We start from the raw sequence: 22,359 nt of genomic DNA on the forward strand, positions 1-22,359 counted from the left end.
TTTGGCCTAAATCCTGCGTGTGATGGCTCGGACCTGTCCGCGGCTGCCGCGGGGCACGGCTGATGCCCGGGTGTGTGCCTGAGCCGGGGTCGGTACGCAATCTGTCCAGCACGTCGCGTGCGGTGGCTACCCGATTTATCCTGGCCTGCATAGCGTTAACGGTGTGACGAGTCCGGCTGCGATTGCCCTTACGCCCATGTTGATGACGGTGGCGCTGTTGGGGTGGGAGACAGCAAGCCCGAGCGGGCTGACGCTGGACAGAAAGCGGGACAACGGAAGTGCGTTCGGTGCCGCCGCGTCGGCCGAAGCCGACACAGCACCAGCGCTGCAACTCTCGGAGCATGACGAGGTGCACCGGGCGCTGGCCGCATCCGGAATATTCAGCAGAACCAGTCCCGAGGTGGTCACCGAATTATCCAGGCAGCTGAAGCCCGCGCGCTTCCCACCGGGACAGACTTTGGAGACCCAAAGCAGCTTCGGGCGTTACGTTTACGTGATCGTCTCCGGAAAAGTCAAAGCTTTCTACCAGCGACCCGACGGTCGCGGAATCGTGCTGAAGCTACTGGGTCCGTCCGAAATCTTGGGAACTGACTCACTTTTCGATGCGGGTCCGCAAGAGATGAGCATGATCACCCTTACCGATGTTGTGGCGGTGCCGATCGACCGCGATCGACTTCTGCAGTGGATGGTCGAACAGCCGGAGGTTTGCGATCAGGTGCTACGCCTGTTCGCCCGCCGGCTAAAGGCAATGACCGACAGTTTGTTCGACCTCGCGTTCGCCGACGCACAGAGCCGTGTCGCAAGTCGGCTGTTGTTGTTGAAGAAACAATTTGGCCAACAGGACGGCGATGTCGTACGGGTGGTGCACGATCTCACGGCGGACGATCTCTCTGATCTTGCCGGCGTCGATCCGGAGACGATCTGCGCGACGTTGCGTGGATTCGAGGCCAACGGGTGGATCCGTCTGGATGACGGCAGCATCGTCATTGTCGACGGTCACGCTCTTAGTCAGGTGCGGCAGGTAAGTATGGGGGAGGTTTGTGGTGTTTGACCGATTTGCGCTGGGGGATTTGAGTGTTCGTGTACTCGGTGCGCCGATGGCGGGTGGAGTTTCGACACCCGCATTGGCGGCCGCGGTGTCCAACGGCGGCGGCCTGGGCTTTCTTGCGGGGGGCATGCTGTCCGCCGAAGAATTGGCCGATTCGATCCTGGCGGCTCGCAGGCTGACCTCAGGCCCACTGGGAGTGAATTTGTTTGTGCCCCACGCGCCGGTGGCGACCATCGAGGAACTGGGTGCGTTCGCGGCCATGCTCGAGGACGAGGCTGAACATTACGGTGTGGCGCTCGGTGAACCGCATGATGATGACGACGAGTATGCGGCGAAGCTCGATGTGGTGTGCGATCTGCGACCAGAAGTGGTCTCCTTCACCTTTGGTTCGCCGACCGAAGCGGCATGCCGTCGACTCACTGATGCCGGCATCCTGACGCTGGCCACGGTAACAACCGTGCGAGAAGCGTTGATTGCGGTCAGCTTTGGTGTGGACGCAGTGGTAGCGCAGGGTCCCGATGCGGGCGGGCATCGGGCCACGTTTGATCCGCTCGCCACGCCGCCTGGCGATACTCTCGATGACCTGGTGTCGGCGCTGGTCGCCTGCTTTGACTGTCCTGTCGTCGCGGCCGGGGGACTGGGGACTGCCGCGGCCGTGCGGCGGGTGCGCGGTATCGGCGCCGCAGCGGTCCAGCTCGGCACCGCGTTTTTGCTGGCGGACGAAGCCGGAACCAACCCGGTGCACCGCGCGGCATTGCGCGACGCGGAATTCACCGAAACCGTGGTGACGCGAGCGTTCACCGGACGGTATGCACGTGCGTTGCGCAATGGCTTCATCGATAGGCATGACGCTCACGCGGTATTCGGGTTTCCTCAGGCCGCCATGATTACCGGCCCCATCCAGGCGGCCGCGGTCAAGCTGGGCGACCCACATGGCGTCGGCATGTGGACGGGCGCGGAATTCCGCAATGTGCGAACGGGTTCGGCCACCGACATTGTGCAAGAGCTGGCGGGCTGACCGCCGGATACTTCGGGCGCTGCGCAGAAAGGTACTGACTATGGGTTCCGGTGACCAGAACGTCGAGATCAGCACGGGCGCCTCACGCGGAACCGGCGCCGTCGACGACATCGTGCACGGTGCGCTGTATCTGGAGATAATCTCCTTTGTCACCGGCGAAATCCTCCACATCGACGGCGGCATGAGCGCCGGCCACTGAGGGATCGGAGCCGAGGTGATCGTTCCTGCGGACAACGAATTCGACGTGGTAATCGTGGGATTCGGCGCGGCCGGCGCATGCGCGGCAATCGCGGCAGCCGAGCGCGGTGCCCGGGTACTTGTCGTAGACCGGTCGCTGGGCGGGGGAGCCACGGCTTTGTCTGGGGGAGTGGTGTATTCGGGCGGCGGTACTCGCTACCAGCGAGCCGCCGGCTTCGAAGATACCCCCGTCAACATGTTCAATTATCTCCGGCAGGAGGTGGCCGGCGCGGTTGACGACGAAACTTTGCGCACGTTCTGTGACGGCAGTGTGCAGCGGCTTTCGTGGCTCGAGCGTCACGGTGCGCGGTTCGCCGCCTCGTTGTGTGACTACAAGACGTCCTATCCGACCGATCGGCACTATCTTTACTTCTCCGGCAATGAACGGGCCTTTCCCTACCGTCTGAACGCCGCACCGGCTCCACGCGGGCACCGGCAGGTTGCCAAAGGCATGGGTTCTGGTCGCGCTCTGTATCGGGCGCTGCGCCGATCCGCCGAGGGGTTGGGCGTGGAGTTCTTGCCCATGACTCGCGCCGAGGAACTGGTGATGGCCGACGGTCGGGTAGCGGGGCTGCGTTGTCATACCGTCACTGATTGCAATCCGCTTTTACTGCAGCACTATTGGCGCACCACCCGGCTGCGCGACTGGCTGACGAACTGGGCACCCAGTGTTGCCCGCGCGCTTCCCACGGGCGCGGCGCGATTGTATCAGCGCACCAGTGAGCTGATACTAGTGGCGCCGAACGTGATCTTGGCTGCCGGTGGATTCACATTCAACCGCGACATGTTGCTTCGCTATGCGCCATCCTTCGCCGGCATATCGCCCCTGGGGACAGAAACCGACGACGGCAGCGGCATCATGCTCGGGACGGGGGTCGGCGGTGCGACCGGGTATCTGCACAGCGTGGCCGCCTGGCGATTCCTGAGCCCGCCCGCGGCGATGCAGGAGGGCATCATCGTCGGACTCAGCGGCGAACGCATCGCCAGCGAAGACCTGTACGGTGCCACCCACGCCGGCATCATGGTGCAAAAGTTCGGTGGGCGCGGATATCTGATTCTCGATTCGGTCATGTTCAAGCGGGCGCGTGCCCAGTTGTCGACGCAGACGTCGCCGTTGCAACGAGTCCAGATGAGCACTGTCTTCGCTACCGCATTCCGTAAGGCAGCCACGCTGCCTGAACTTGCTGCCGCGCTGGGAATTTCGGCGACAGGGCTGACGGGCACCGTGGCTGCCTACAATGATGCGGCGGACTCCGGCCGCGAAGACCCGGCGCGCAAGACACCCTCAATGTGCCGTCCGCTGAGATGCGGGCCCTATTACGGCCTCGACATCTCGGTTCGACCCTCGCTGGCGTATTTCGTCCCGGGAATGACCTTGGGCGGCTTGCGGGTGGATGGCGCCAGCGGCCAGGTATTGAACGAGTCGGGGTCTCCGATTCGCGGGCTCTATGCCGCCGGCCGCACCGCGGTAGGTATCTGTGCCAACTCCTACGTCAGCGGGCTGTCGCTGGCCGACTGCGTGTTTTCCGGAATCCGTGCCGGCGAACACGCTGCCGTCGACTGTCTCACTGGGTCGCGTGAATTAGACAGGGGGGCAACGGGTGTCGATTGAGTCATCCACCGACGTCGACAATGACCTGGACCGGCGGATCCGGGAGAACCAGCGGCGACTGATCGCCGACCTCGCGCCGCACTACGACTTCGTGGTATGCGGTGCGGGATCTTCGGGATCCGTCGTTGCTCGGCGGCTGGCCGAAGACCCGGCGGCCAGTGTGCTGCTGGTGGAGGCGGGCGGCAGTGACGACATGCCCGGAGTTACCGAGGTCAGCCTGTGGCAGACGAACCTCGGCAGCGAGACGGATTGGGCCTTTCCGGCCGAGTCGAACCACCATCTCAATGGGCGCTCGCTGTTGCTGTCCATGGGCAAAGTACTGGGTGGGGGCTCGAGCATCAACGCGATGACGTGGGCACGCGGCCACAAGGCGGATTGGGACTTCTTCGCCGATGCGTCTGGTTGCAGCGCTTGGGGCTACGAGTCGGTCCTGGACATCTACCGGCACATAGAAGATTGGCAGGGCACCCCCGATGATCGCCGGGGCAGCGGCGGCCCCGTCCACGTGGAACCGAAACGCGATCCACACCCCGTCGGTCCGGCAGTGCTGGAATCCGCCAGATCGGTGGGCGTGGTCACTTTTGACAATCCGAACGGAAAGATGATGGAGGGCAAGGGCGGTGCGGCGATCATGGATCTTCGTACTCGCGGGAACAAGCGCGCATCGGTCTTTAAGTCTTACACCTATCCGTATATGGACCGGCCGAATCTGACCGTCTTGACGCATGCGTGCGTCCGGCGCGTGATCATCCAACACCAGCGAGCCATCGGCGTCGAGGTCCGTTATGAAGACGAACTGCGCCAATTCCTCGCAGGCACAGAGGTAGTCCTGTCAATGGGCGCAATCCACACGCCGAAGACTCTGATGCTTTCGGGGGTGGGAGACCAACACCAACTCCGGCCCTGGGGGATCCCGGTCGAACAGCATCTGCCGGGTGTGGGCCGCAACTTTCACGACCATGTCGCGATCAGCTGCCTGTGGCAACGGTCGGACGGTGGCCCTGCCCACCACACCGGCGACACGGTGCTGTTCTGGCCGAGTGAGGCCGGCGGCGAGGAGCCCGATCTCTTTGCGTGCCAAGGCGCGCTGACGATCGGTAGTCCGGAGAGTGTCGCGCGATTCGGCCTGCCCGACGCCGGCTGGGGATTTTTCGGTGGGCCTACTCACCCCCAAAGCCGTGGCAGGGTCCAATTGATCAGCCCGGACCCCGACTGTGCCGTCAAGGTCGTGCACAACGCGCTGTCGGACTCCGACGACCTGCGGCTTGTCGTGAGATGCGTTGAGCAGTTGCGGGAAATCGGAAACTCAGCGCCGCTGCGGCCCCACACGAAGCGTGAGGTGATGCCCGGCGACCTGGCGGGCGACGATTTGCTGACATATCTGCGCGACGGCGCACTGTCCTACTGGCACTACGTCGGCTCCGCCAAGATGGGACGCGACGCGTTCTCTGTGGTCGACGGCACCCTGAAGGTCTACGGCGTGGAAAACCTGCGTATCGCCGATGCATCCGTGATGCCCAGAATCACCGCGGGCAACACCATGGCGCCGTGCGTGGTCATCGGCGAGCGCGCGGCGCAGGAGATCAAGTCCGAACACCGTCTGGCGAATTGCGCAGGGTTGGGGGATAGAGCATGACCAAAGTCTTAGATATCGATCTGGCCGATGGTTGCTTCTATGCGGGTGGATTCGCACATGAGGCCTATCGCTGGATGCGCGAGCACCAGCCCATCTTCCGTGACCGCAATGGCTTGGCGGCCGCGGCGACGTATCAGGCCGTCATCGATGCCGAACGTAATCCGGCCCTGTTCTCCAATAGCGGCGGAATCCGGCCCAACCTTGCGCCAATGCCTTACATGATCGACATGGATGATCCCGAACATCTGCTGCGCCGCAAGCTCGTCAACGCAGGCTTCACACGTAAACGCCTACAGGAGAAGGGATCAGCGATCATTCGGCTATGCGACAAGTTGATCGATGTGATCTGCGAGTCGGGCCAGTGTGACTTCGTACGTGATATCGCCGCGCCGCTACCAATGGCGGTAATCGGCGACATGCTGGGCGTGTTACCCGAGGACCACGAGACGCTGCTGAAGTGGTCCGAGGATATGGTCGGTCGGCCGAGTGCGGACGGCAGCGAGGCGGCACTACAAACGGTGGCGGACGCATTCGCCGGATACGCGGCCTACGCATTGGACACCGTCGCCAAGCGCAGGACACGCCCAACGGATGACCTGCTCAGTGTCCTAGTGAATGCCGAAGTCGACGGGCACAAGCTGTCCGACGACGAGATCGTTTACGAGTCATTGCTGATTCTGATCGGCGGCGACGAGACCACCCGGCACACTTTGTCCGGTGGAACCGAGCAGCTGTTGCGGCATCGCGACCAGTGGGAGAAGCTGTGCGCGAGCCCGCAACTGTTGCCCGGTGCGATAGAGGAAATGTTGCGCTGGACCACGCCGATAAAGAACATGTGCCGCACGATGGCTGTGGATACCGAGTTTCATGGCACTTCGTTGCATGCTGGCGAAAAAATCATGCTGTTGTTCGAGTCGGCCAACTTCGACGAGACCACCTTCGGTGATCCGGAGAACTTCCGCATCGACCGTAAACCCAACAATCACTTGGCATTCGGATTCGGCACGCACTTTTGTCTGGGCAATCAGCTGGCGCGCCTGGAACTGTCCCTCATGCTCGGCCGGGTGTTGCAACGTCTGCCCGACCTGCGCTTGGCCAGTGCGGACGAATTGCCCTTGCGGCCGACGAATTTCATTTCTGGCCCGGAGTCAATGCCGGTGATATTCACCCCATCGAAACCTGTTGGCTAACAATGTTGGTCGAGATATCAATCCCTAAACACGTGGTGTGGATGTCGGTCACCCGGCGGCCATCCTGCGTGACGGAAAGAAGAATATTATGCGCAGCCCTGATGTTCACCAGACGGCATTCGGCACAACCGATCCCTTGGTGATCGATGATTTCTGCGAAGGAATATTTCGGGTTCATCGTTCAGTATTCACCTCCCCGGAGATAGTTGAGCTCGAACAGGATCGGATCTTCAATCGCTGCTGGCTTATGTCGGACATGAATCAGAAGTGCCTCACCCCAACGATTTTCAGACCCGCAGGGTTGGGGGCAGGGAGGTAATCTACAGCCGCGACCGACACGGTCAGATCCGCGTCATGCTCAACACCTGTCGACATCGCGGCGCTGAAGTGTGTCGCGAACCTCGGGGCAACCGGAAGGTCTTCACCTGCTTCTACCACGGGTGGGCCTACGACGACACCGGTGCACTGATCAGCGTGCCCGGCGACGATGCCTACAGTGCGGGCTTTCGCAAGGCGGACCATGGACTGTGCCGCCCCCGTTGCGAAAGTTACCGTGGTTTTACCTTCATCACCTATGGCCCGGACGCTCCCGAGCTGCAGACCTATCTTGCCGACGCGCGTTACGTGTTCGATCTGGTGGCAGACCAGTCTTTGGCCGGTATGCAGATCGTGTCGGGGACCCACTATTACTCGATGAACGCCAACTGGAAGCTCTTAATGGAAAACAGTTGCGACGGCTATCACGGGTTCAGCGTTCACCAGACATATTTCGAAATGATGCTCAGCATGGGGGTCACCCCGGGCTTGGCGGCCGAACAGGGCAACGGCCGGGCGGTGTCGCTGGGGAATGGCCACGCCGTAATCGAAGGCCCCGAACTCGGCATGCCGATCGCGTCCGAGAAGATTCTGTCCGCCATCTCGCAACGACGCGCCGATTTTGTCGCCCGGCTGGGCGAATCTCACACGAAGCGGATGCTCAATACCAGCCGCAACCTGATCGTGTTTCCGAACATGGCCGTGATCGACCTAAACTTCGGCATCCAGGTGCGCACCATGTTCCCCACTGCGCCCGACCGAACCGAAATCACCGGCTGGCAATTGATTCCCACCGATATACCCGCCGATGTGTTGTCCTACCGCTTAGACAACGCGATGAGTTTCTGGGGGCCTGCGGGCCTGGCGACTCCGGACGATGTCGAAGGACTCGAGCAGTGTCAGCGCGGATTCTCTGCGGTGAAAGAGGTTCAGTGGTCCGATGTTTCGCGGGGAATGGGCGCCGCTGAGCCCACCGTCGTCGACGAATTGCAGATGCGAGCCTTTTGGCGGCAGTGGAATACCGCGCTAACCGGTCAACCCGCACGTCACGAAGGGCCGCGGTATGACACCTCCTACCTCGGCGTAGAGCAGCGATCCGCGGCAAGCGGTGTGCGATGACCAGCGTGGCGCTTGCGCTGGTCTCCCGCGCAGATGTCGAGGACTTCCTGTATCACGAAGCAGCGCTGCTCGACGAATGGCGCTTGGGGGAGTGGCTGGATCTGTTCACGATGGACTGTGTGTATGAGGTGCCGGCAACCGACCGCCCCGACGAGGCGCTCGAGGAAAGCTTTGCGCTGATTCGTGATCTACGCCCGATGCTCGAGCAAAGGGTGATCCGCTTACAAAAGCCGACCGCGCACGCCGAGTTTCCGCATTCCAGGACACGACGACTGATCACCAACGTGCGCATCATTTCTCGCACTGACGGCGAGCTGAGCGTCGCTGCGAATTTCGTCGTCTTTCGGATACAGCGTGGCGTTGAGGTGAGCTATGTGGGTCGATATCATTACGTCTTGGCCGCTACCGCTGAAGGTTTTAAGATCCAGCGCCGCAAAGCCACGCTGGATCACGACGTGTTGGACCCCCACGGCAAGATCAGCATCATCCTCTGAAGGCGCGATACAGATGGAGGATTAGCGCAAATCATGCTTATATTAGCCTGCAGCACACAGGAACTCGCTGATGGTGATGGCCGGCCGGCGCTCGGCGCGCCGGATGTCGCGATTTTTCGCGTTGCAGGTGAGTTCTACGCTACTCAGGACTCCTGCAGTCACGAACAATGGTCGTTGGGCGAGGACGGCGAATTCGAGGGCTACCAGGTAGTCTGCCCACTTCACCAGGCGCGCTTCGATATTCGCGACGGCCGTCCGCTATGCCTTCCCGCCCTCACCGCGCTCAGAACCTACCCCGTAGTGGTGCGCGACGGTCGGGTGATGATCGACATCCCCGACGATCACGACAGCGCCGCTGTAGATGCGGCCGCAGACTTGTCATCGCCCGAGTAGGGCAAGGTGAGCCCCCCGGCGGCCGGGATCTGGCCGGCGATGTGCTCGGATTCCTCCCAGGCGGTGATCCGGTCTTGGTAGATGTGCTTGACGGTCGGCAGCATTGTGCGGCCGAGGATGATGCGCAGCGGCGGCTTTTCGGCGTCGACGACGGCCAGCAGCGCGGGCGCGGTCGCTTCCGGATCACTTGGCTCGCCCAGAATGTTACGCACAAACGCGTCCGCGTCCGGATGGCGTTTGGCGTAAGCCGGCAACGGGGTGGCGCGTTTGGCCGACGATCCGGCCCAGTCGGTGGCGAAAATCCCGGGCTCGACCAGTGTCACGTGGATGCCAAAGGGTTGGACCTCGAAAGCCAGGGACTCGCTGAACGCCTCCATAGCGAATTTGGATGCACAGTACAGACCCAGATTGGGACCGGAAAAGAGGCCGCCGGTCGATGAGACCTGAACGATGTGCCCACTGCCCTGCTCGCGCAGGAAGGGCAATACTGCCTGCGTTATCCACACGGCGCCAAAGAAGTTCGTCTCCATCTGGTCGCGGACATCGCTCTCGGAGAGTTCCTCGATGAAGCCGAATTGCCCGAACCCGGCGTTGTTCACCACGACGTCGATCCGGCCGAAGTGCGCATGGGCCTGTGCGACACGGGCGAAGCCCGCCTCGCGGTCGTTCACATCCAGCTCGAGCGGCAGTAGCGCGTCGCCGAAGCGCTGTTGAAGGTCGGCCACGGTGGACGTATCGCGCGCGGTAGCCGCAACCTTGTCGCCCCGTTCCAATGCGGCCAGCGCCCACAGGCGGCCGAAGCCACGGGAAACCCCGGTGATGAACCACACCTTCGATGACATACCTGCTCCTCACTCTCTGACATCTACGAATCGTGCGGGCACTCGCCAACAGGGGCTCCTGAAAGTAACTAGCGCACTAGATACCTGCGTACCAATAGATTGGATACCAGGCAATGTGGCGTGGAACACCGCCGCAGAAGCCTTGGCTACGAGTCACTCGAATCCCTAGTGACTTTGGCTAGAATGTGCAGCTATGAACGCCGCGCCATCGCCCAAGACCGACGAGGTACGGCTCAACGACATGGTCTGCTTCGCGTTGCACGCGGCATCGCGGGCGGTCACCGCCACGTACCGCCCGCTGCTCGAGCCTCTTGGCTTGACGTATCCGCAATACCTTGTGCTGGCGGCATTGTGGGAGCAGGACGACCGGACCGTCGGCGAGCTGGTCGAACTCCTGCAACTCGACTACGGGACGATGACCCCGTTGCTGAAGCGACTCGAAAAGCGCGGGTTCCTCCGGCGCACCCGTAGCCCCGACGACGAGCGCAGTGTCATCGTCGGTCTGACCCGCGAAGGCGAGCGGCTGCGCGCGAGCGCCAACGGGATCTATCAGGCGATCAGCGAGAAGTTCGACTTGTCGGCGAATCGCGCCCGGTCCACGCACAAGATGCTGCAGTCCATCATCGAGAAGGCGAACCACTAGCGGGTCAGCTGTCAGCCCCGGTGGCGACAATGGCGGCGTGCTTGATTTGATCCTGCCGACCGAATGCGGCGGCTGCGGGGCTCCGTCGACCCGCTGGTGCGGCGCGTGCGCCATGGAGTTCGTCGTCAAGCCCGACGAACCGCGCCTGGTCAGTCCGCGAGTCGACGCGCAAGCACCGGTGTTCGCGCTCGGGCGCTACGCCGGTGCCCGTCGTCAGGCGATCCTCGGGATGAAGGAGCACGGGCGCGGCGACCTGGTCGCGCCGCTGGCCCAAGCGCTGGCAGTCGGCGTACATCGGTTGCTGGCCTGGGGGATCGTCGCAACGCCGTTGACGATCGTGCCCGCGCCGACCCGGCGTTCGGTGGCACGCCGGCGCGGCGGCGATCCCGTCACCCGGTTGGCAACGCTCGCGATGGCCCGGCACCCGGACGTCGCCGTGGTGTCGGCCCTACGCATGCGGGCGCTCACTCGTGACTCGGTGGGTCTGGGGACCGCCGAGCGCGAGCGCAACGTCGCGGGCCGGGTGCTGCTGCGGGGCCGGCGGCCGCTCACCGAGGTCCTGCTCGTTGACGACATCGTCACGACCGGCGCCACGGCGCGCGAATCGGTCCGGGTGCTGTGCGCCGCCGGGGTCCGGGTGACCGCGGTGCTGGCGATCGCCGTCGCCTGAATCGCCGATCTCGCCGTAAACCAGTGAAATAGCCAAGAAGACGTGAAGAACTCGCTACGGGTTCATCAAATTGGTGGCACGGCAGGGCGAACACGAGCTAACGTCGAGGACAACGTTCAAGAACTCTTCGGGACTCACCGGTTCCGACTCACGGGTCGTGATTTCCCAGGTTGAGACGCCAAGTGCGGAGGGGGTGAGCATTCGACACCTTGCACCGGCGGGCTGCCTGCGGCCGCAACCGCGCGAACCCCGTCGGCGCTCATTCAAATGATCCGGCACGCAGGCGCGTGCGACGTGAAAAGAGAAATGAGTTGTCACGTATGTCAAGACTCACCGTGGATTCCACTCAGCTGCTGGACGAACCGCCGGTAGGCATCGACGCGCAGGAACCGACAGCCACCGCCGAGGTCGTCTTCAAAGGCCGCAATGTCGAGATTCCCGATCACTTCCGCATCTACGTCTCGCAGAAACTCGCCCGCGCGGAACGATTCGACAAGACTATCTACCTCTTCGACGTCGAACTCAAGCATGAACGCAACCGTCGCCAACGTAAGTCCTGTCAGCGCGTGGAGATCACCGCGCGGGGCCGTGGGCCGGTAGTTCGTGGCGAGGCGTGCGCCGACAGCTTCTATGCCGCACTCGAATCCGCGGTGGTCCGGCTGGAGAGCCGGCTGCGCCGTGGCAAGGATCGCCGCAAGGTCCATTACGGCGAAAAGACCCCTGTGTCACTGGCCGAGGCCACCGCGGTGGTCCCACCGCCAGAGAAGACTTTCGGTAACACCGCGTCCGCCGACGCGCACCAACACGACACCGGCGACGACGACCACCAGCCGGGGCGGGTGGTGCGCACCAAAGAACACCAGGCCACCCCGATGTCGGTTGACGACGCGCTCTACGAGATGGAACTTGTCGGACATGACTTCTTCTTGTTCTACGACAAGCAGAGCGAGCGACCGTCGGTGGTCTACCGCCGCCACGCATATGACTACGGACTGATCCGGCTGTCCTGACGGGTCCTCGGACGGCGACCCGCTGCACCCGGCGGTGCCGCGCTTGCGATCGCCGCTACGGCGGTCACCACGGCGTCGTCCCCTACCATGGGAGTCGCTTTAACGAAGACGACTCCTACCAACAGGGGACATAGCTGTGCTGGAAAAGCTGCTGCGCCTCGGTGAAGGTCGCATGGTCAAGCGCCTCAAGCGGGTGGCCGACTATGTCAACACCTTGTCCGACGACGTCGAAAAACTCACCGACGCCGAGCTGCGGGCCAAGACCGACGAGTTCCGCAGGCGCCTCGAGGACGGCGAAGTCCTCGATGACCTGCTGCCCGAGGCGTTCGCGGTGGCCCGCGAGGCCGCCTGGAGGGTGCTGGACCAGCGCCCCTTCGACGTGCAGGTGATGGGTGCCGCGGCCCTGCACCTGGGCAACGTCGCCGAGATGAAGACCGGTGAGGGAAAGACCCTGACCTGTGTGTTGCCCGCCTACCTCAATGCACTGGCCGGCAACGGCGTGCACGTCGTCACCGTCAACGACTACCTGGCCAAACGTGACAGCGAGTGGATGGGCCGGGTGCACCGCTTCCTCGGTCTGCAGGTCGGGGTGATCCTGGCCAACATGACACCCGACGAGCGTCGGGTGGCCTACAACGCCGACGTCACCTACGGCACCAACAACGAGTTCGGCTTCGACTACCTGCGCGACAACATGGCGCACTCGCTGGACGACCTGGTGCAGCGTGGGCACACCTTCGCCATCGTCGACGAGGTGGACTCCATCCTGATCGACGAGGCCCGCACGCCGCTGATCATTTCCGGGCCCGCCGACGGTGCGTCCAACTGGTACCTCGAGTTCGCCCGGTTGGCCCCGTTGATGGACAAGGACACCCACTACGAGGTTGACCTGCGTAAACGCACTGTCGGTGTGCACGAGCTCGGGGTGGAGTTCGTCGAGGACCAGCTCGGCATCGACAACCTCTACGAGGCCGCTAACTCGCCGCTGGTCAGCTACCTGAACAACGCGCTGAAGGCCAAAGAGCTGTTCAACCGCGACAAGGACTACATCGTGCGCGACGGCGAAGTGCTGATCGTCGACGAGTTCACCGGCCGCGTCCTGGTCGGCCGTCGTTACAACGAAGGCATGCACCAGGCCATCGAGGCCAAGGAGCACGTCGAGATCAAGGCCGAGAACCAGACGCTGGCGACGATCACGCTGCAGAACTACTTCCGGCTCTACGACAAGCTCGCGGGCATGACCGGTACCGCCCAGACCGAGGCCGCCGAGCTACACGAGATCTACAAGCTGGGCGTGGTCGGCATCCCGACCAACAAGGAGATGATCCGCGAGGATCAGTCCGATCTGATCTACAAGACCGAGGAAGCCAAGTACATCGCGGTCGTCGACGACGTTTCGGAACGTTACGAGAAGGGCCAGCCGGTCCTGATTGGTACTACCAGCGTCGAGCGCTCGGAGTACCTGTCGCGCCAGTTCACCAAGCGCCGCATCCCGCACAACGTGCTCAACGCGAAGTACCACGAGCAGGAAGCCGGCATCATCGCGGTGGCCGGCCGCCGGGGCGGCATCACCGTCGCCACCAACATGGCCGGCCGCGGTACCGACATCGTGCTGGGCGGCAACGTCGACTTCCTCGCCGACCAGCGACTGCGTGAGCAGGGCCTCGATCCGGTGGAGACGCCCGAGGAGTACGACGCGGCCTGGCACGAGGAGCTGCCCCGGGTCAAGGAAGAGGCCAGCAAAGAGGCCGAGGAAGTGATCGAGGCCGGCGGCCTGTACGTGCTGGGCACCGAGCGTCACGAGTCGCGGCGTATCGACAACCAGTTGCGCGGCCGCTCCGGCCGGCAGGGCGACCCTGGCGAATCCCGCTTCTATCTGTCGCTGGGCGACGAGCTGATGCGACGGTTCAACGGTGCGGCGCTGGAGTCCCTGCTGACCCGGCTGAACCTGCCTGACGATGTGCCGATCGAAGCCAAGATGGTCACCCGCGCCATCAAGAGCGCCCAGACACAGGTCGAGCAGCAGAACTTCGAGGTCCGCAAGAACGTTCTGAAGTACGACGAGGTAATGAACCAGCAGCGCATGGTGATCTACGCCGAACGCCGTCGGATTCTCGAAGGCGAGAATCTGCAGGAGCAGGCGTTCGACATGGTCCGCGATGTGATCACCGCGTATGTGGATGGCGCGACCGCCGAAGGCTACGCCGAGGATTGGGACCTTGACGCGTTGTGGTCGGCGCTCAAGACGCTGTACCCGGTCGGGATCGCGCACGAGAGCCTGACCCGTCGAGACGCCGACTCCGAGCATGACGATCTCACCCGCGACGAGCTGTTCGATGCGCTGGTTAAAGACGCCGAACAGGCTTATGCCACAAGGGAAGCCGAGCTGCAGGAAATCGCCGGCGAGGGTGCGATGCGGCAGCTGGAACGCAATGTCTTGCTGAACGTCATCGACCGCAAGTGGCGTGAGCACCTCTACGAGATGGACTACCTCAAGGAGGGCATCGGGCTGCGCGCGATGGCGCAGCGCGACCCGCTGGTCGAATACCAGCGCGAGGGCTATGACATGTTCATGGCGATGCTCGACGGCATGAAGGAGGAGTCGGTCGGCTTCTTGTTCAACGTGACCGTGGAGGCGGTGCCTTCTCCCCGGGTCGCTCCGGTGGAAACCCCGGCTGGGCTGGCGGAATTGGGGACGTCGACGGCCGCTGCCGATGAACAGCGGGAGGAAGCTGCGCCCACCGCGCCGCGCGAGCAGGCTGCAAGTACGTTGCGTGCCAAAGGTATTGACAACGATGCGCCTGCTCTGACGTATTCCGGTCCGGCAGAGGACGGTTCGGCGGAAGTCCAGCGCAACGGCGGTGGAACGCAGAAGACTCCGGCCGGAGTGCCTGCCGGCGCCAGCCGGCGCGAGCGCCGCGCTGCCGCACGCCAACAAGGCCGGGGCACCAAGCCGCCGAAGTCGGTCAAGAAGCGCTAGCTCGCTGTTGATTTGAGGCATAAGCCTCATGCGCCGGCGTGGCCTCGCCACGCAACATCGCTGCATGACCACGTTGCACACTCCCGCCGATGCTGCTTCGGCCGTCCTGCATGATCCCGCGTTGCCCCCCGGCGACGACGAAAGATTCGCCGGCTTCGGAGTTTTGGGGCTTCCCTTTGCCAGCGGGCACTACCTCGCGCTGCGCTGTATACCCACGGCGTCGTTCGCGCCGGGCTACCGGTCGGTGTGGCATCGCGACCCCGCCGGGGTGTGGACGTTTTACGCGACAAGCCCCGGAGAGCTCAGTTGCTCCCGCTACTTCAGCGCTGCCACGCCAAGCGACGCGGTGCAGTGCGACATCGACGTCGCGTGGGTTAGCCCGTGGTCGCTGTACGTCGGCATTGAGGGCTTGCTCGAATGGCATCTCGATCTCGGGACCGCCGCGTCAACACGGTTGATCAGCGGGATCGCGTCCCGGCTACCCGAACGGACATGGACCAACCGGGCGGCCCTGCGCGCTCTGTCGCGGGTCGCCGGACCGATGCTGGGCGCCGGGCGGGTTCGGCTATCCGGCAGAGCCCCGAACGGACAGCGATTCATGATCGCCCCCAAACGATTCTGGGCCGTCACCCGGTCGCGCGCGGTGTGGCGGGGCGAGGGCCTCGGCCCAGTCGAGCCGCTGGGCACGCAAGCCCGCCTGGGCGACTTCTGGGCCCCACAACGCGGGTTTTTCGTCGTTGGGGGTGGTCGTCTGGACACTTTCGACCCGAGCCGCCATCGCGCCGTGGAACGCACAATTTCGATTTGCTGACCCGGACGCAACTGAAGGGGACAATGAGCCGATGGCGTCGCACATCACCGAGTCGGCGGCGGGCGAGACGCCCAGCCGGGCGGAGCTGCTGGCGGCGCTGTCGGTGGCAATCGACCTTGGCCTGGGGCAGCCCGCCGAGCACATGTTGCGCTCGGCGATGATCGCGACCCGGCTCGCTAATCGATTGGGACTTAGCGACGCGCAACGGGATTGCGTCTACTACACGACGTTGATCATGTGGATCGGGTGTCATGCCGACTCCCATGAATATGCGCGGTGGTTCGGCGACGACATCGCGGTGCGGCATGACTCGTACCTGGTGGACTGGTCGGGGCTGCCGTACTGGCGGTTCCTGATGGGCAACATCGGTCGCGGTCAGCCGTTGACGCAGCGGTTGGTCATGATGGCAACACTGTTCGCCAATGCGCGCGGCCAGTTGTCCCGGCTGATCCATTCGCACTGCACCTCCGCGGCGCTGCTGGCGGATCGAATCGGCCTGGGCCCCGACGTCCAGGCGTCGCTGGCGTTCGCTTTCGAGCGTTACGACGGTGGCGGGCTGCCCACCGGCGCGCACGGCGGCGACATCCCGATACAAATGCGGGTCGCTCAGCTTGCCGAGATGATCGAGGTGCACCACCGCGCATACGGGGTCGAGGGTGCCGTGGCCATGGCTCGCAGCCGCCGGGCCGGCCAGTTCGACCCGAAGGTCGTCGACACGTTCGTCCAATCTGCCGAGGCGATCTTGGCCGGCCCGGCTCCCGGCGATGCATGGGCGGCCGCATTGCAGGAGGCACCCGATCGCCGCCAGCGGCTTGACGACAACGCGCTGGACGCACTCCTAGTCGCGTTCGGAGACTTCGTCGACCTCAAATGCCCATTCACCCTTGGGCATTCGCGTGCGGTGGCCGCGCTTGCCGGCGACGCGGCTCTCGCGGCCGGCCTCGATGACGGCTCGGCGGCCCTGACCCGACGCGCGGGCCACGTCCATGACTTGGGTCGCATCGGTGTGTCGAATCAAATCTGGTCCAAACCGGGGTCGTTGACCGCGGGCGAATTCGAGCGGGTGCGGCTGCATCCCTATCTCACCGTGCGGATCCTCAACCAGGTCCGCGGCCTCGGGCGGCTGGCGGAAGTCGCCGGCAACCACCATGAATGCCTGAACGGTTCGGGATACCCACGCGGGCTTGCCGGGACCGCGCTGAGCCTGCCCGACCGCATCCTGGCAGCGGCGGTCTGCTACCAATCTGGTTGCGAGCCAAGACCATACCGAGGCGAGCTAACACCCGGCGCGGCGATGCAGCGGCTGCACGAGCGGGTCCGTGCCGGTGACCTCGACCCCGTCGCCGTCGAAGCGGTGCTGCATGCGGCGGGACAGTCGGCGCAAAGGCCGAAGTCGCGGCCGGACGGGCTCACCCCACGCGAGATCGAGGTGCTCTGCCTGGTCGCTCGCGGGGCGTCCAACAAGGAGATCGCGGCGGCGCTGGTGATCAGCGAGAAGACCGCCCGCAACCATGTCGAGCGAACGTACGCGAAGATCGGCGTCTCAAATCGCATCGGCGCCAGCATGTATGCGTTACAACAGGGGTTGTCGATCACATGACCGCTCTCGACGGGAATTGAGGCAATCGCCCCATTCCCTTACCCGGAATTCGGCGGACAATCGATCCCATGAGTCGATATTTGACGGTCTGTTATGGCGCAGTGGCCTATCTGCTGTTCTTGGTGTCGTTCGGGTACGCGATCGGATTCGTGGGCAACATCTGGGTGCCACGCAGTGTCGACCACGCGCTCTCGTCGCCGGTCGGCCTGGCGGTGCTGATCGACGTTGCGCTGCTTGGTGTCTTCGCAATTCAGCACAGCGTCATGGCACGGCCCGCGTTCAAGAAATTGTGGACCCGGATTGTGCCCGTCTCGATCGAGCGCAGCACCTACGTGGCGCTGGCAAGTGCGGCGCTGCTGCTGCTCTACTGGCAGTGGCGGATGCTGCCTGGCATCGTTTGGGACGTGAGCCTGCCGGCGGCACAGGTGTTGGGATGGGTGTTGTTCTGGCTCGGTTGGGCCACAGTGTTCTTCTCGTCTTTCATGGTCAGCCACTTCGACCTGTTCGGGCTGCGCCAGGTGTACCTGGCCTGGCGTGGAAAGCCATACCGCAACTTGGACTTTCGTGTTAGGTACCTGTACCGTTTGGTGCGCCACCCGCTGATGCTGGGTTTCCTGATCGGGTTCTGGGCGACACCGGTGATGACGGTCGGGCACCTGCTGTTCAGCGTCGCCACAACGGCTTACATCCTGATCGCTTTGCGGCTGGAAGAGCACGACCTGGTCGAGGCACTCGGCGATCAATACCGTGCCTACCGCGCCGAGGTGCCGGCGCTGGTGCCGGGGACGCGCAGGCACCCGAATGCGGCCGCGGGTCAGCACTAACCCTCGAGCAGCGTCGCGATCCGTTCCAGATGCGGCCACCCGCTTGCGGGGGCATATGAGATCGGTCTGTATCGCCGCGATCCGTGCGGATTTTCGTTGCGCATTCCCGGTATGTTGCGGATATGGATGTCAAGGAGGTGTTGCTGCCGGGCGTCGGTCTGCGATACGAGTTCGTCAGCCACCAGGGCGACCGGATTGGCATCGTCGCGCGGCGCGGCGGCGACTTCGACATCGTTCTGTATGGTTCCGATGATCCCGACCAGGCCCGGCCGCTGTTCCACCTCACCGACGAAGAGGCCGATACCGTGGCCCAGATCCTGGGCGCTCCCCGCATTGCCGAGCGATTCACCGAGCTGACCCGCGAAGTGCCCGGCCTCGAGGCCGGGCAGGTCGACATCGAACCGGGCAGCCCGTTCGTCGACCGGCCGCTGGGTGACACCCAGGCTCGCACCCGGACCGGGGCGTCGATCGTCGCGATCGTGCGCGACGAAGACGTGCTTGCCTCACCGGGTCCCGCCGAGATGCTGCGGGAGCGCGACGTTTTGATAGTCATTGGCACCGACGAAGGCATCGCCGCAGTCGAGCAGATCATCGACAAAGGCTGAGCCAGTGCAGGTTTCGGGGGCGCTGCTGTTTCAGCTCGGCGCTCTCCTGGCCGCGCTGGCGATCATGGGCGCCGTCTCGCGACGATTCGCATTGTCGCCGATCCCCGTCTACCTGATGGCGGGTCTTTCGCTGGGCAAAGGCGGCATCTGGCCGGTGGCCGCCGCCGACGACTTCATCATGACGGGCGCACCGCTGGGCGTCGTCCTGCTGCTGCTGACCCTGGGACTGGAGTTCTCCGCGACCGAATTCGCCGCCAGCTTGCGCCACCATCTGCCGTCGGCCGGCGTCGATGTGGTGCTCAACGCCACGCCCGGGGCGGTGGTGGGATGGCTGCTCGGGTTCAACGGGGTCGCGATCCTGGCGCTGGCCGGCGTCACCTACATCTCCTCCTCGGGAGTGATCGCGCGCCTGCTCGAGGACCTGCAACGGCTGGGTAACCGCGAAACGCCGGCCGTGCTCTCGGTGCTGGTACTCGAGGACTTCGCGATGGCCGCATACCTGCCGCTGTTCGCCGTGCTCGCGTCCGGCGGCACCGGGCTGGAGGCGGTCGCCGGAATGGTCGTCGCGATCGGTGCTCTCTTCGCTGCGTTCTTCGCGTCGTATTACTGGGGTCATCACATGGGCCGGCTGGTGGCACACGCCGACTCCGAGCAGCTGCTGCTGCGGGTGCTGGGAATCACGCTGATGGTGGCGGCGCTGGCGGAGTCGCTGCACGCCTCGGCGGCCGTCGGCGCATTCCTGGTCGGGCTAACCCTGACCGGTGACACCGCGAAGCGGGCGCGCAAGGTGCTGGGTCCGCTCCGTGACCTTTTCGCCGCGATTTTCTTCGTAGCGATCGGTCTGCAGGTGGACCCGAAAGAACTACTTCCGATGCTTCCGGCGGCACTGGTGCTCGCCGTCGTCACCGCTGCGACGAAGGTAGCCACCGGAATGGTCGCCGCCCGGCGCGACGGCGTGGCCCGGCGCGGGCAGTTGCGAGCCGGCACCGCGCTGGTCGCGCGGGGTGAATTCTCCTTGATCATCATCGGATTGGTCGGTACCGCGCTCCCCACGGTGGCCGCGCTGGCAACGGCGTACGTGTTCGTGATGGCGATCCTGGGTCCGGTACTGGCCCGATTCTCCGGCGGCTCGCCGCGGGTGGGAGCCGGATCGCTGGCCTAGCGCTCAACCGATGTGCAGGGCCACCACCTGCCAGCGGGTACCGCCGCTAAGCGGCAGCTTCTCCACCCGCGCGGCGATGGCATGGATGCGATCCCCGCGGCTGTACGAGCCGAATACCTCTGCCGCGTGCTCCGGAACCCGGTACCCGGCGGGTTGCAGCCGCATCCGGCGCAGCACCGCGGCACCCTGGCGTCCGGATGCACAGTGGCTGACCGACAGCACTGAGTCGACCAGGCCGGGTACCAGCAGTCCCCGGAGCTGGGTGACCGGACGGCGGTGGTCGATGACTTCCAGCACCCGGCGCAGCGCGGCGTCGGCGAAGATCGCGGCCTGGCGCATTGCGGCGGACCGGGCCGCCGCCGTCGGCTCGCCTGGCCTGACCGCTCGCCCGCTATAGGGGCGGCGCGGCGTGGCGCCGGTTCGGCGCGACACGGTCGACTGCTGGCACCCGGAGACGCTGGGTGGCGGTTCGTACTCGACGACAGGCACGACGGCGAAAGCATCACGGGCGGGCGGGCTTTCGGGGCTGATAGTCGACACGCACTCTCCAAGTCGTCGATGAACGAGCAGTCTGCAGGAGAGTGACAGACAATTGATCTTCAATTGCCAATCATCATCGCATAATTCGACATCGCGTGTACCCGCGCCGTGTTGCGCCCTAGCGGACGATTACCGTGGGCGAGAGCATGGGGAACGCGAAGGATTGACCTAGGAGGCCAGGCCCGCAATGGTGACCCGGTTGTCCCCATCGGACGCTTCCTTCTATCGGCTGGAGAACAGCGCCACCCCAATGTACGTCGGATCGCTGTCCATCCTGCAGCGTCCGCGCGCCGGGCTGAGCCACGAGACACTGCTAGCCGCCGTCGAACAGCGGCTGCCGCAAATTCCGCGTTACCGCCAGAAGGTCCGCGAAGTGCGGGTCGGCATGGCCAGGCCGGTGTGGATCGACGACGGCGATTTCGACATCACCTACCACGTGCGGCGCTCGGCGCTGCCGTCGCCGGGCAGCGATGAGCAGCTGCACGAGCTGATTGCCCGGCTGGCCGCACGGCCGCTGGACAAGACGCGGCCGCTGTGGGAGATGTACCTGGTCGAGGGCCTCGCCGGGAACCGCGTCGCCCTATACACCAAGTCGCACCAGGCCCTGATCAACGGGATGACCGCGCTGGAGATCGGCCACGTGATCGCCGACCGGACGCGGCAGCCGGCGCCCTTTCCCGAAGACATCTGGATCCCCGAACGGGAACCCGGCTCGACCCGGCTGCTGGTCGGGGCGGTCACCGACTGGGTGGTAGGGCCGGGCGCGCAGATGCAGGCCGTCGGATCCGCGATGGCCGGATTGGCGACGAACTACGGCGAATTGGTCAACGTGGGTCGCCGGGTCTACGACATCGCCCGCACGGTCGCGCGTGGGACCGCACCCAGCAGCCCACTCAACGCCACCGTTTCGCGCCATCGACGGTTCACCGTCGCCCGCGGGAGACTTGAGGACTACCGCGCGGTGCGCGCGCGCTACGACTGCGACATCAACGATGTGGTGCTGGCCGTCGTGACCGGCGCCTTGGGTAACTGGCTGATGTCGCGCGGGGAAGCGGTGTCGTCGAGCGCGACTATCCGGGCGATGGCACCGCTTTCGATCTATGCCGAGGGTCAACACGACTCGACTGGCCCGGGCCAGATGATCAGCCAGGTCAGCCCGTTCCTGGTCGACCTGCCGGTGGGCGAGGGAAACGCCGTGGTGCGGCTGTCGCAGATCGCGCACGCCACCGAATCGAATCCGTCCGCCTCCCGCCTGGTCGACGCCAGGACCATCGTCACGTTGTCGGGCTTTGCGCCTCCCACCCTGCATGCCATGGGCATCCGGGTCGCCACCAGCTTCTCGGCGCGCTTGTTCAATTTGCTGATCACGAATGCGCCCGGAGCTCAGTCGCAGATGTACGTCGCCGGCACCAAACTGCTGGAGACCTACGCGGTGCCGCCGCTGCTGCACAATCAGGCGGTGGCCATCGGTGTCACGTCCTACAACGGCACGCTGTATTTCGGAATCAACGCCGACCGTGATGCGATGAGCGACGTCAACCTGCTGCCGGCGTTGTTGAACCAAGCACTTGAGGAACTTCTCGAAGCGTCCCGGTAGCTGCCGGCGATGA

22 protein-coding genes are annotated in these 22,359 nt (G+C 64.3%); 19 read left to right on the plus strand and 3 right to left on the minus strand.

Translation table 11 applies throughout. The features are described from left to right. The first annotated feature begins 202 nt into the window (after nucleotides 1–202). The 6 genes from H7K34_RS09045 to H7K34_RS09070 are packed head-to-tail and all read left to right on the plus strand — an operon-like array spanning nucleotide 203 to nucleotide 6,741. The gene (locus tag H7K34_RS09045) at nucleotides 203–1,051 is read left to right on the plus strand and encodes a Crp/Fnr family transcriptional regulator (RefSeq protein ID WP_264061529.1); all 849 of its coding nucleotides are present in this window, start codon (nucleotides 203–205) and stop codon (nucleotides 1,049–1,051) included. Beyond that, a complete protein-coding gene (locus H7K34_RS09050; protein ID WP_264061530.1) occupies nucleotides 1,044–2,066 on the plus strand; it encodes a nitronate monooxygenase in 1,023 nt (340 codons plus the stop codon). Before H7K34_RS09045 ends, H7K34_RS09050 begins: the two co-directional genes overlap by 8 nt. A gap of 40 nt (nucleotides 2,067–2,106) precedes the next feature. Further along, nucleotides 2,107–2,265: a hypothetical protein gene (locus H7K34_RS09055; protein ID WP_201263441.1), complete on the plus strand. Its 159-nt coding sequence runs from the start codon at nucleotides 2,107–2,109 to the stop codon at nucleotides 2,263–2,265. Between the two features lie 15 nt (nucleotides 2,266–2,280). Continuing rightward, nucleotides 2,281–3,915, plus strand: coding sequence for an FAD-binding protein (locus tag H7K34_RS09060; RefSeq protein ID WP_264061531.1), 1,635 nt, complete (start codon nucleotides 2,281–2,283; stop codon nucleotides 3,913–3,915). Nucleotides 3,916–3,973: 58 nt separating this feature from the next. Further along, nucleotides 3,974–5,551 (plus strand): GMC family oxidoreductase, encoded by a 1,578-nt coding sequence (locus H7K34_RS09065; protein ID WP_264061590.1) that lies wholly within the window; start codon nucleotides 3,974–3,976, stop codon nucleotides 5,549–5,551. After that, a complete protein-coding gene (locus tag H7K34_RS09070) occupies nucleotides 5,548–6,741 on the plus strand; it encodes a cytochrome P450 (protein ID WP_264061532.1) in 1,194 nt (397 codons plus the stop codon). Before H7K34_RS09065 ends, H7K34_RS09070 begins: the two co-directional genes overlap by 4 nt. Here the strand turns inward: H7K34_RS09070 and H7K34_RS09075 are convergent. Then, nucleotides 6,716–6,919, minus strand: a complete 204-nt coding sequence (locus H7K34_RS09075; RefSeq protein ID WP_261861450.1) for a hypothetical protein — start codon at nucleotides 6,917–6,919, stop codon at nucleotides 6,716–6,718. The two genes, H7K34_RS09070 and H7K34_RS09075, sit on opposite strands and share 26 nt — an antisense overlap. 89 nt (nucleotides 6,920–7,008) lie before the next feature. Here H7K34_RS09075 and H7K34_RS09080 point away from each other — a divergent pair, with 89 nt between their 5' ends. From H7K34_RS09080 to H7K34_RS09090, 3 genes are read left to right on the plus strand one after another with little or no spacing between them, the layout of a single operon-like run. Further along, on the plus strand, nucleotides 7,009–8,175 hold the full coding sequence (locus H7K34_RS09080) for an aromatic ring-hydroxylating dioxygenase subunit alpha (RefSeq protein WP_264061534.1): 1,167 nt from the start codon (nucleotides 7,009–7,011) through the stop codon (nucleotides 8,173–8,175). Then, nucleotides 8,172–8,669: an aromatic-ring-hydroxylating dioxygenase subunit beta gene (locus H7K34_RS09085; protein WP_264061535.1), complete on the plus strand. Its 498-nt coding sequence runs from the start codon at nucleotides 8,172–8,174 to the stop codon at nucleotides 8,667–8,669. Before H7K34_RS09080 ends, H7K34_RS09085 begins: the two co-directional genes overlap by 4 nt. Before the next feature lie 33 nt (nucleotides 8,670–8,702). Beyond that, entirely contained in the window at nucleotides 8,703–9,062 is a 360-nt protein-coding gene (locus H7K34_RS09090) for a non-heme iron oxygenase ferredoxin subunit (RefSeq protein ID WP_264061536.1), read from the plus strand. Here the strand turns inward: H7K34_RS09090 and H7K34_RS09095 are convergent. Beyond that, entirely contained in the window at nucleotides 9,011–9,904 is an 894-nt protein-coding gene (locus tag H7K34_RS09095; protein ID WP_264061537.1) for an SDR family oxidoreductase, read from the minus strand. The two genes, H7K34_RS09090 and H7K34_RS09095, sit on opposite strands and share 52 nt — an antisense overlap. Before the next feature lie 193 nt (nucleotides 9,905–10,097). On the opposite strand from H7K34_RS09095, the gene H7K34_RS09100 reads away from it, so the two are divergent. The 9 genes from H7K34_RS09100 to H7K34_RS09140 all read left to right on the plus strand — a co-directional run bounded on the left by H7K34_RS09100 (nucleotide 10,098) and on the right by H7K34_RS09140 (nucleotide 20,209). Continuing rightward, nucleotides 10,098–10,547: a MarR family winged helix-turn-helix transcriptional regulator gene (locus H7K34_RS09100; RefSeq protein WP_264061538.1), complete on the plus strand. Its 450-nt coding sequence runs from the start codon at nucleotides 10,098–10,100 to the stop codon at nucleotides 10,545–10,547. A 37-nt stretch (nucleotides 10,548–10,584) separates the two neighbouring features. Continuing rightward, nucleotides 10,585–11,217 carry a ComF family protein gene (locus tag H7K34_RS09105; protein WP_264061539.1) on the plus strand — a complete coding sequence of 211 codons (633 nt, stop codon included), beginning with the start codon at nucleotides 10,585–10,587 and terminating at the stop codon, nucleotides 11,215–11,217. Nucleotides 11,218–11,552: 335 nt separating this feature from the next. After that, entirely contained in the window at nucleotides 11,553–12,227 is a 675-nt protein-coding gene (hpf, locus tag H7K34_RS09110) for a ribosome hibernation-promoting factor, HPF/YfiA family (RefSeq protein ID WP_372510722.1), read from the plus strand. Nucleotides 12,228–12,363: 136 nt separating this feature from the next. After that, nucleotides 12,364–15,207 (plus strand): preprotein translocase subunit SecA, encoded by a 2,844-nt coding sequence (secA, locus tag H7K34_RS09115; RefSeq protein ID WP_264061543.1) that lies wholly within the window; start codon nucleotides 12,364–12,366, stop codon nucleotides 15,205–15,207. Between the two features lie 64 nt (nucleotides 15,208–15,271). Beyond that, nucleotides 15,272–16,018, plus strand: coding sequence for a hypothetical protein (locus tag H7K34_RS09120; protein ID WP_264061544.1), 747 nt, complete (start codon nucleotides 15,272–15,274; stop codon nucleotides 16,016–16,018). A gap of 31 nt (nucleotides 16,019–16,049) precedes the next feature. Beyond that, nucleotides 16,050–17,618, plus strand: a complete 1,569-nt coding sequence (locus H7K34_RS09125) for an HD domain-containing phosphohydrolase (protein WP_264061545.1) — start codon at nucleotides 16,050–16,052, stop codon at nucleotides 17,616–17,618. Nucleotides 17,619–17,686: 68 nt separating this feature from the next. After that, complete coding sequence (mddA, locus tag H7K34_RS09130; protein ID WP_264061546.1) at nucleotides 17,687–18,442, plus strand: methanethiol S-methyltransferase; 756 nt, start codon at nucleotides 17,687–17,689, stop codon at nucleotides 18,440–18,442. Between the two features lie 122 nt (nucleotides 18,443–18,564). Continuing rightward, on the plus strand, nucleotides 18,565–19,047 hold the full coding sequence (locus tag H7K34_RS09135; protein ID WP_264061547.1) for a cation:proton antiporter regulatory subunit: 483 nt from the start codon (nucleotides 18,565–18,567) through the stop codon (nucleotides 19,045–19,047). A gap of 4 nt (nucleotides 19,048–19,051) precedes the next feature. Beyond that, a complete protein-coding gene (locus H7K34_RS09140; RefSeq protein ID WP_264061548.1) occupies nucleotides 19,052–20,209 on the plus strand; it encodes a cation:proton antiporter in 1,158 nt (385 codons plus the stop codon). Nucleotides 20,210–20,212: 3 nt separating this feature from the next. Here H7K34_RS09140 and H7K34_RS26615 read toward each other — a convergent pair whose 3' ends face one another. After that, nucleotides 20,213–20,698, minus strand: a complete 486-nt coding sequence (locus H7K34_RS26615) for an Rv3235 family protein (RefSeq protein WP_264993209.1) — start codon at nucleotides 20,696–20,698, stop codon at nucleotides 20,213–20,215. A gap of 238 nt (nucleotides 20,699–20,936) precedes the next feature. Between H7K34_RS26615 and H7K34_RS09150 the strand changes: the two genes are divergently transcribed. Then, on the plus strand, nucleotides 20,937–22,346 hold the full coding sequence (locus H7K34_RS09150) for a WS/DGAT/MGAT family O-acyltransferase (RefSeq protein ID WP_264061550.1): 1,410 nt from the start codon (nucleotides 20,937–20,939) through the stop codon (nucleotides 22,344–22,346). Nucleotides 22,347–22,359: the final 13 nt, after the last annotated feature.

It is taken from the genome of Mycobacterium montefiorense, assembly GCF_025823255.1.
GTDB classification, from domain to species: Bacteria; Actinomycetota; Actinomycetes; order Mycobacteriales; family Mycobacteriaceae; genus Mycobacterium; species Mycobacterium montefiorense.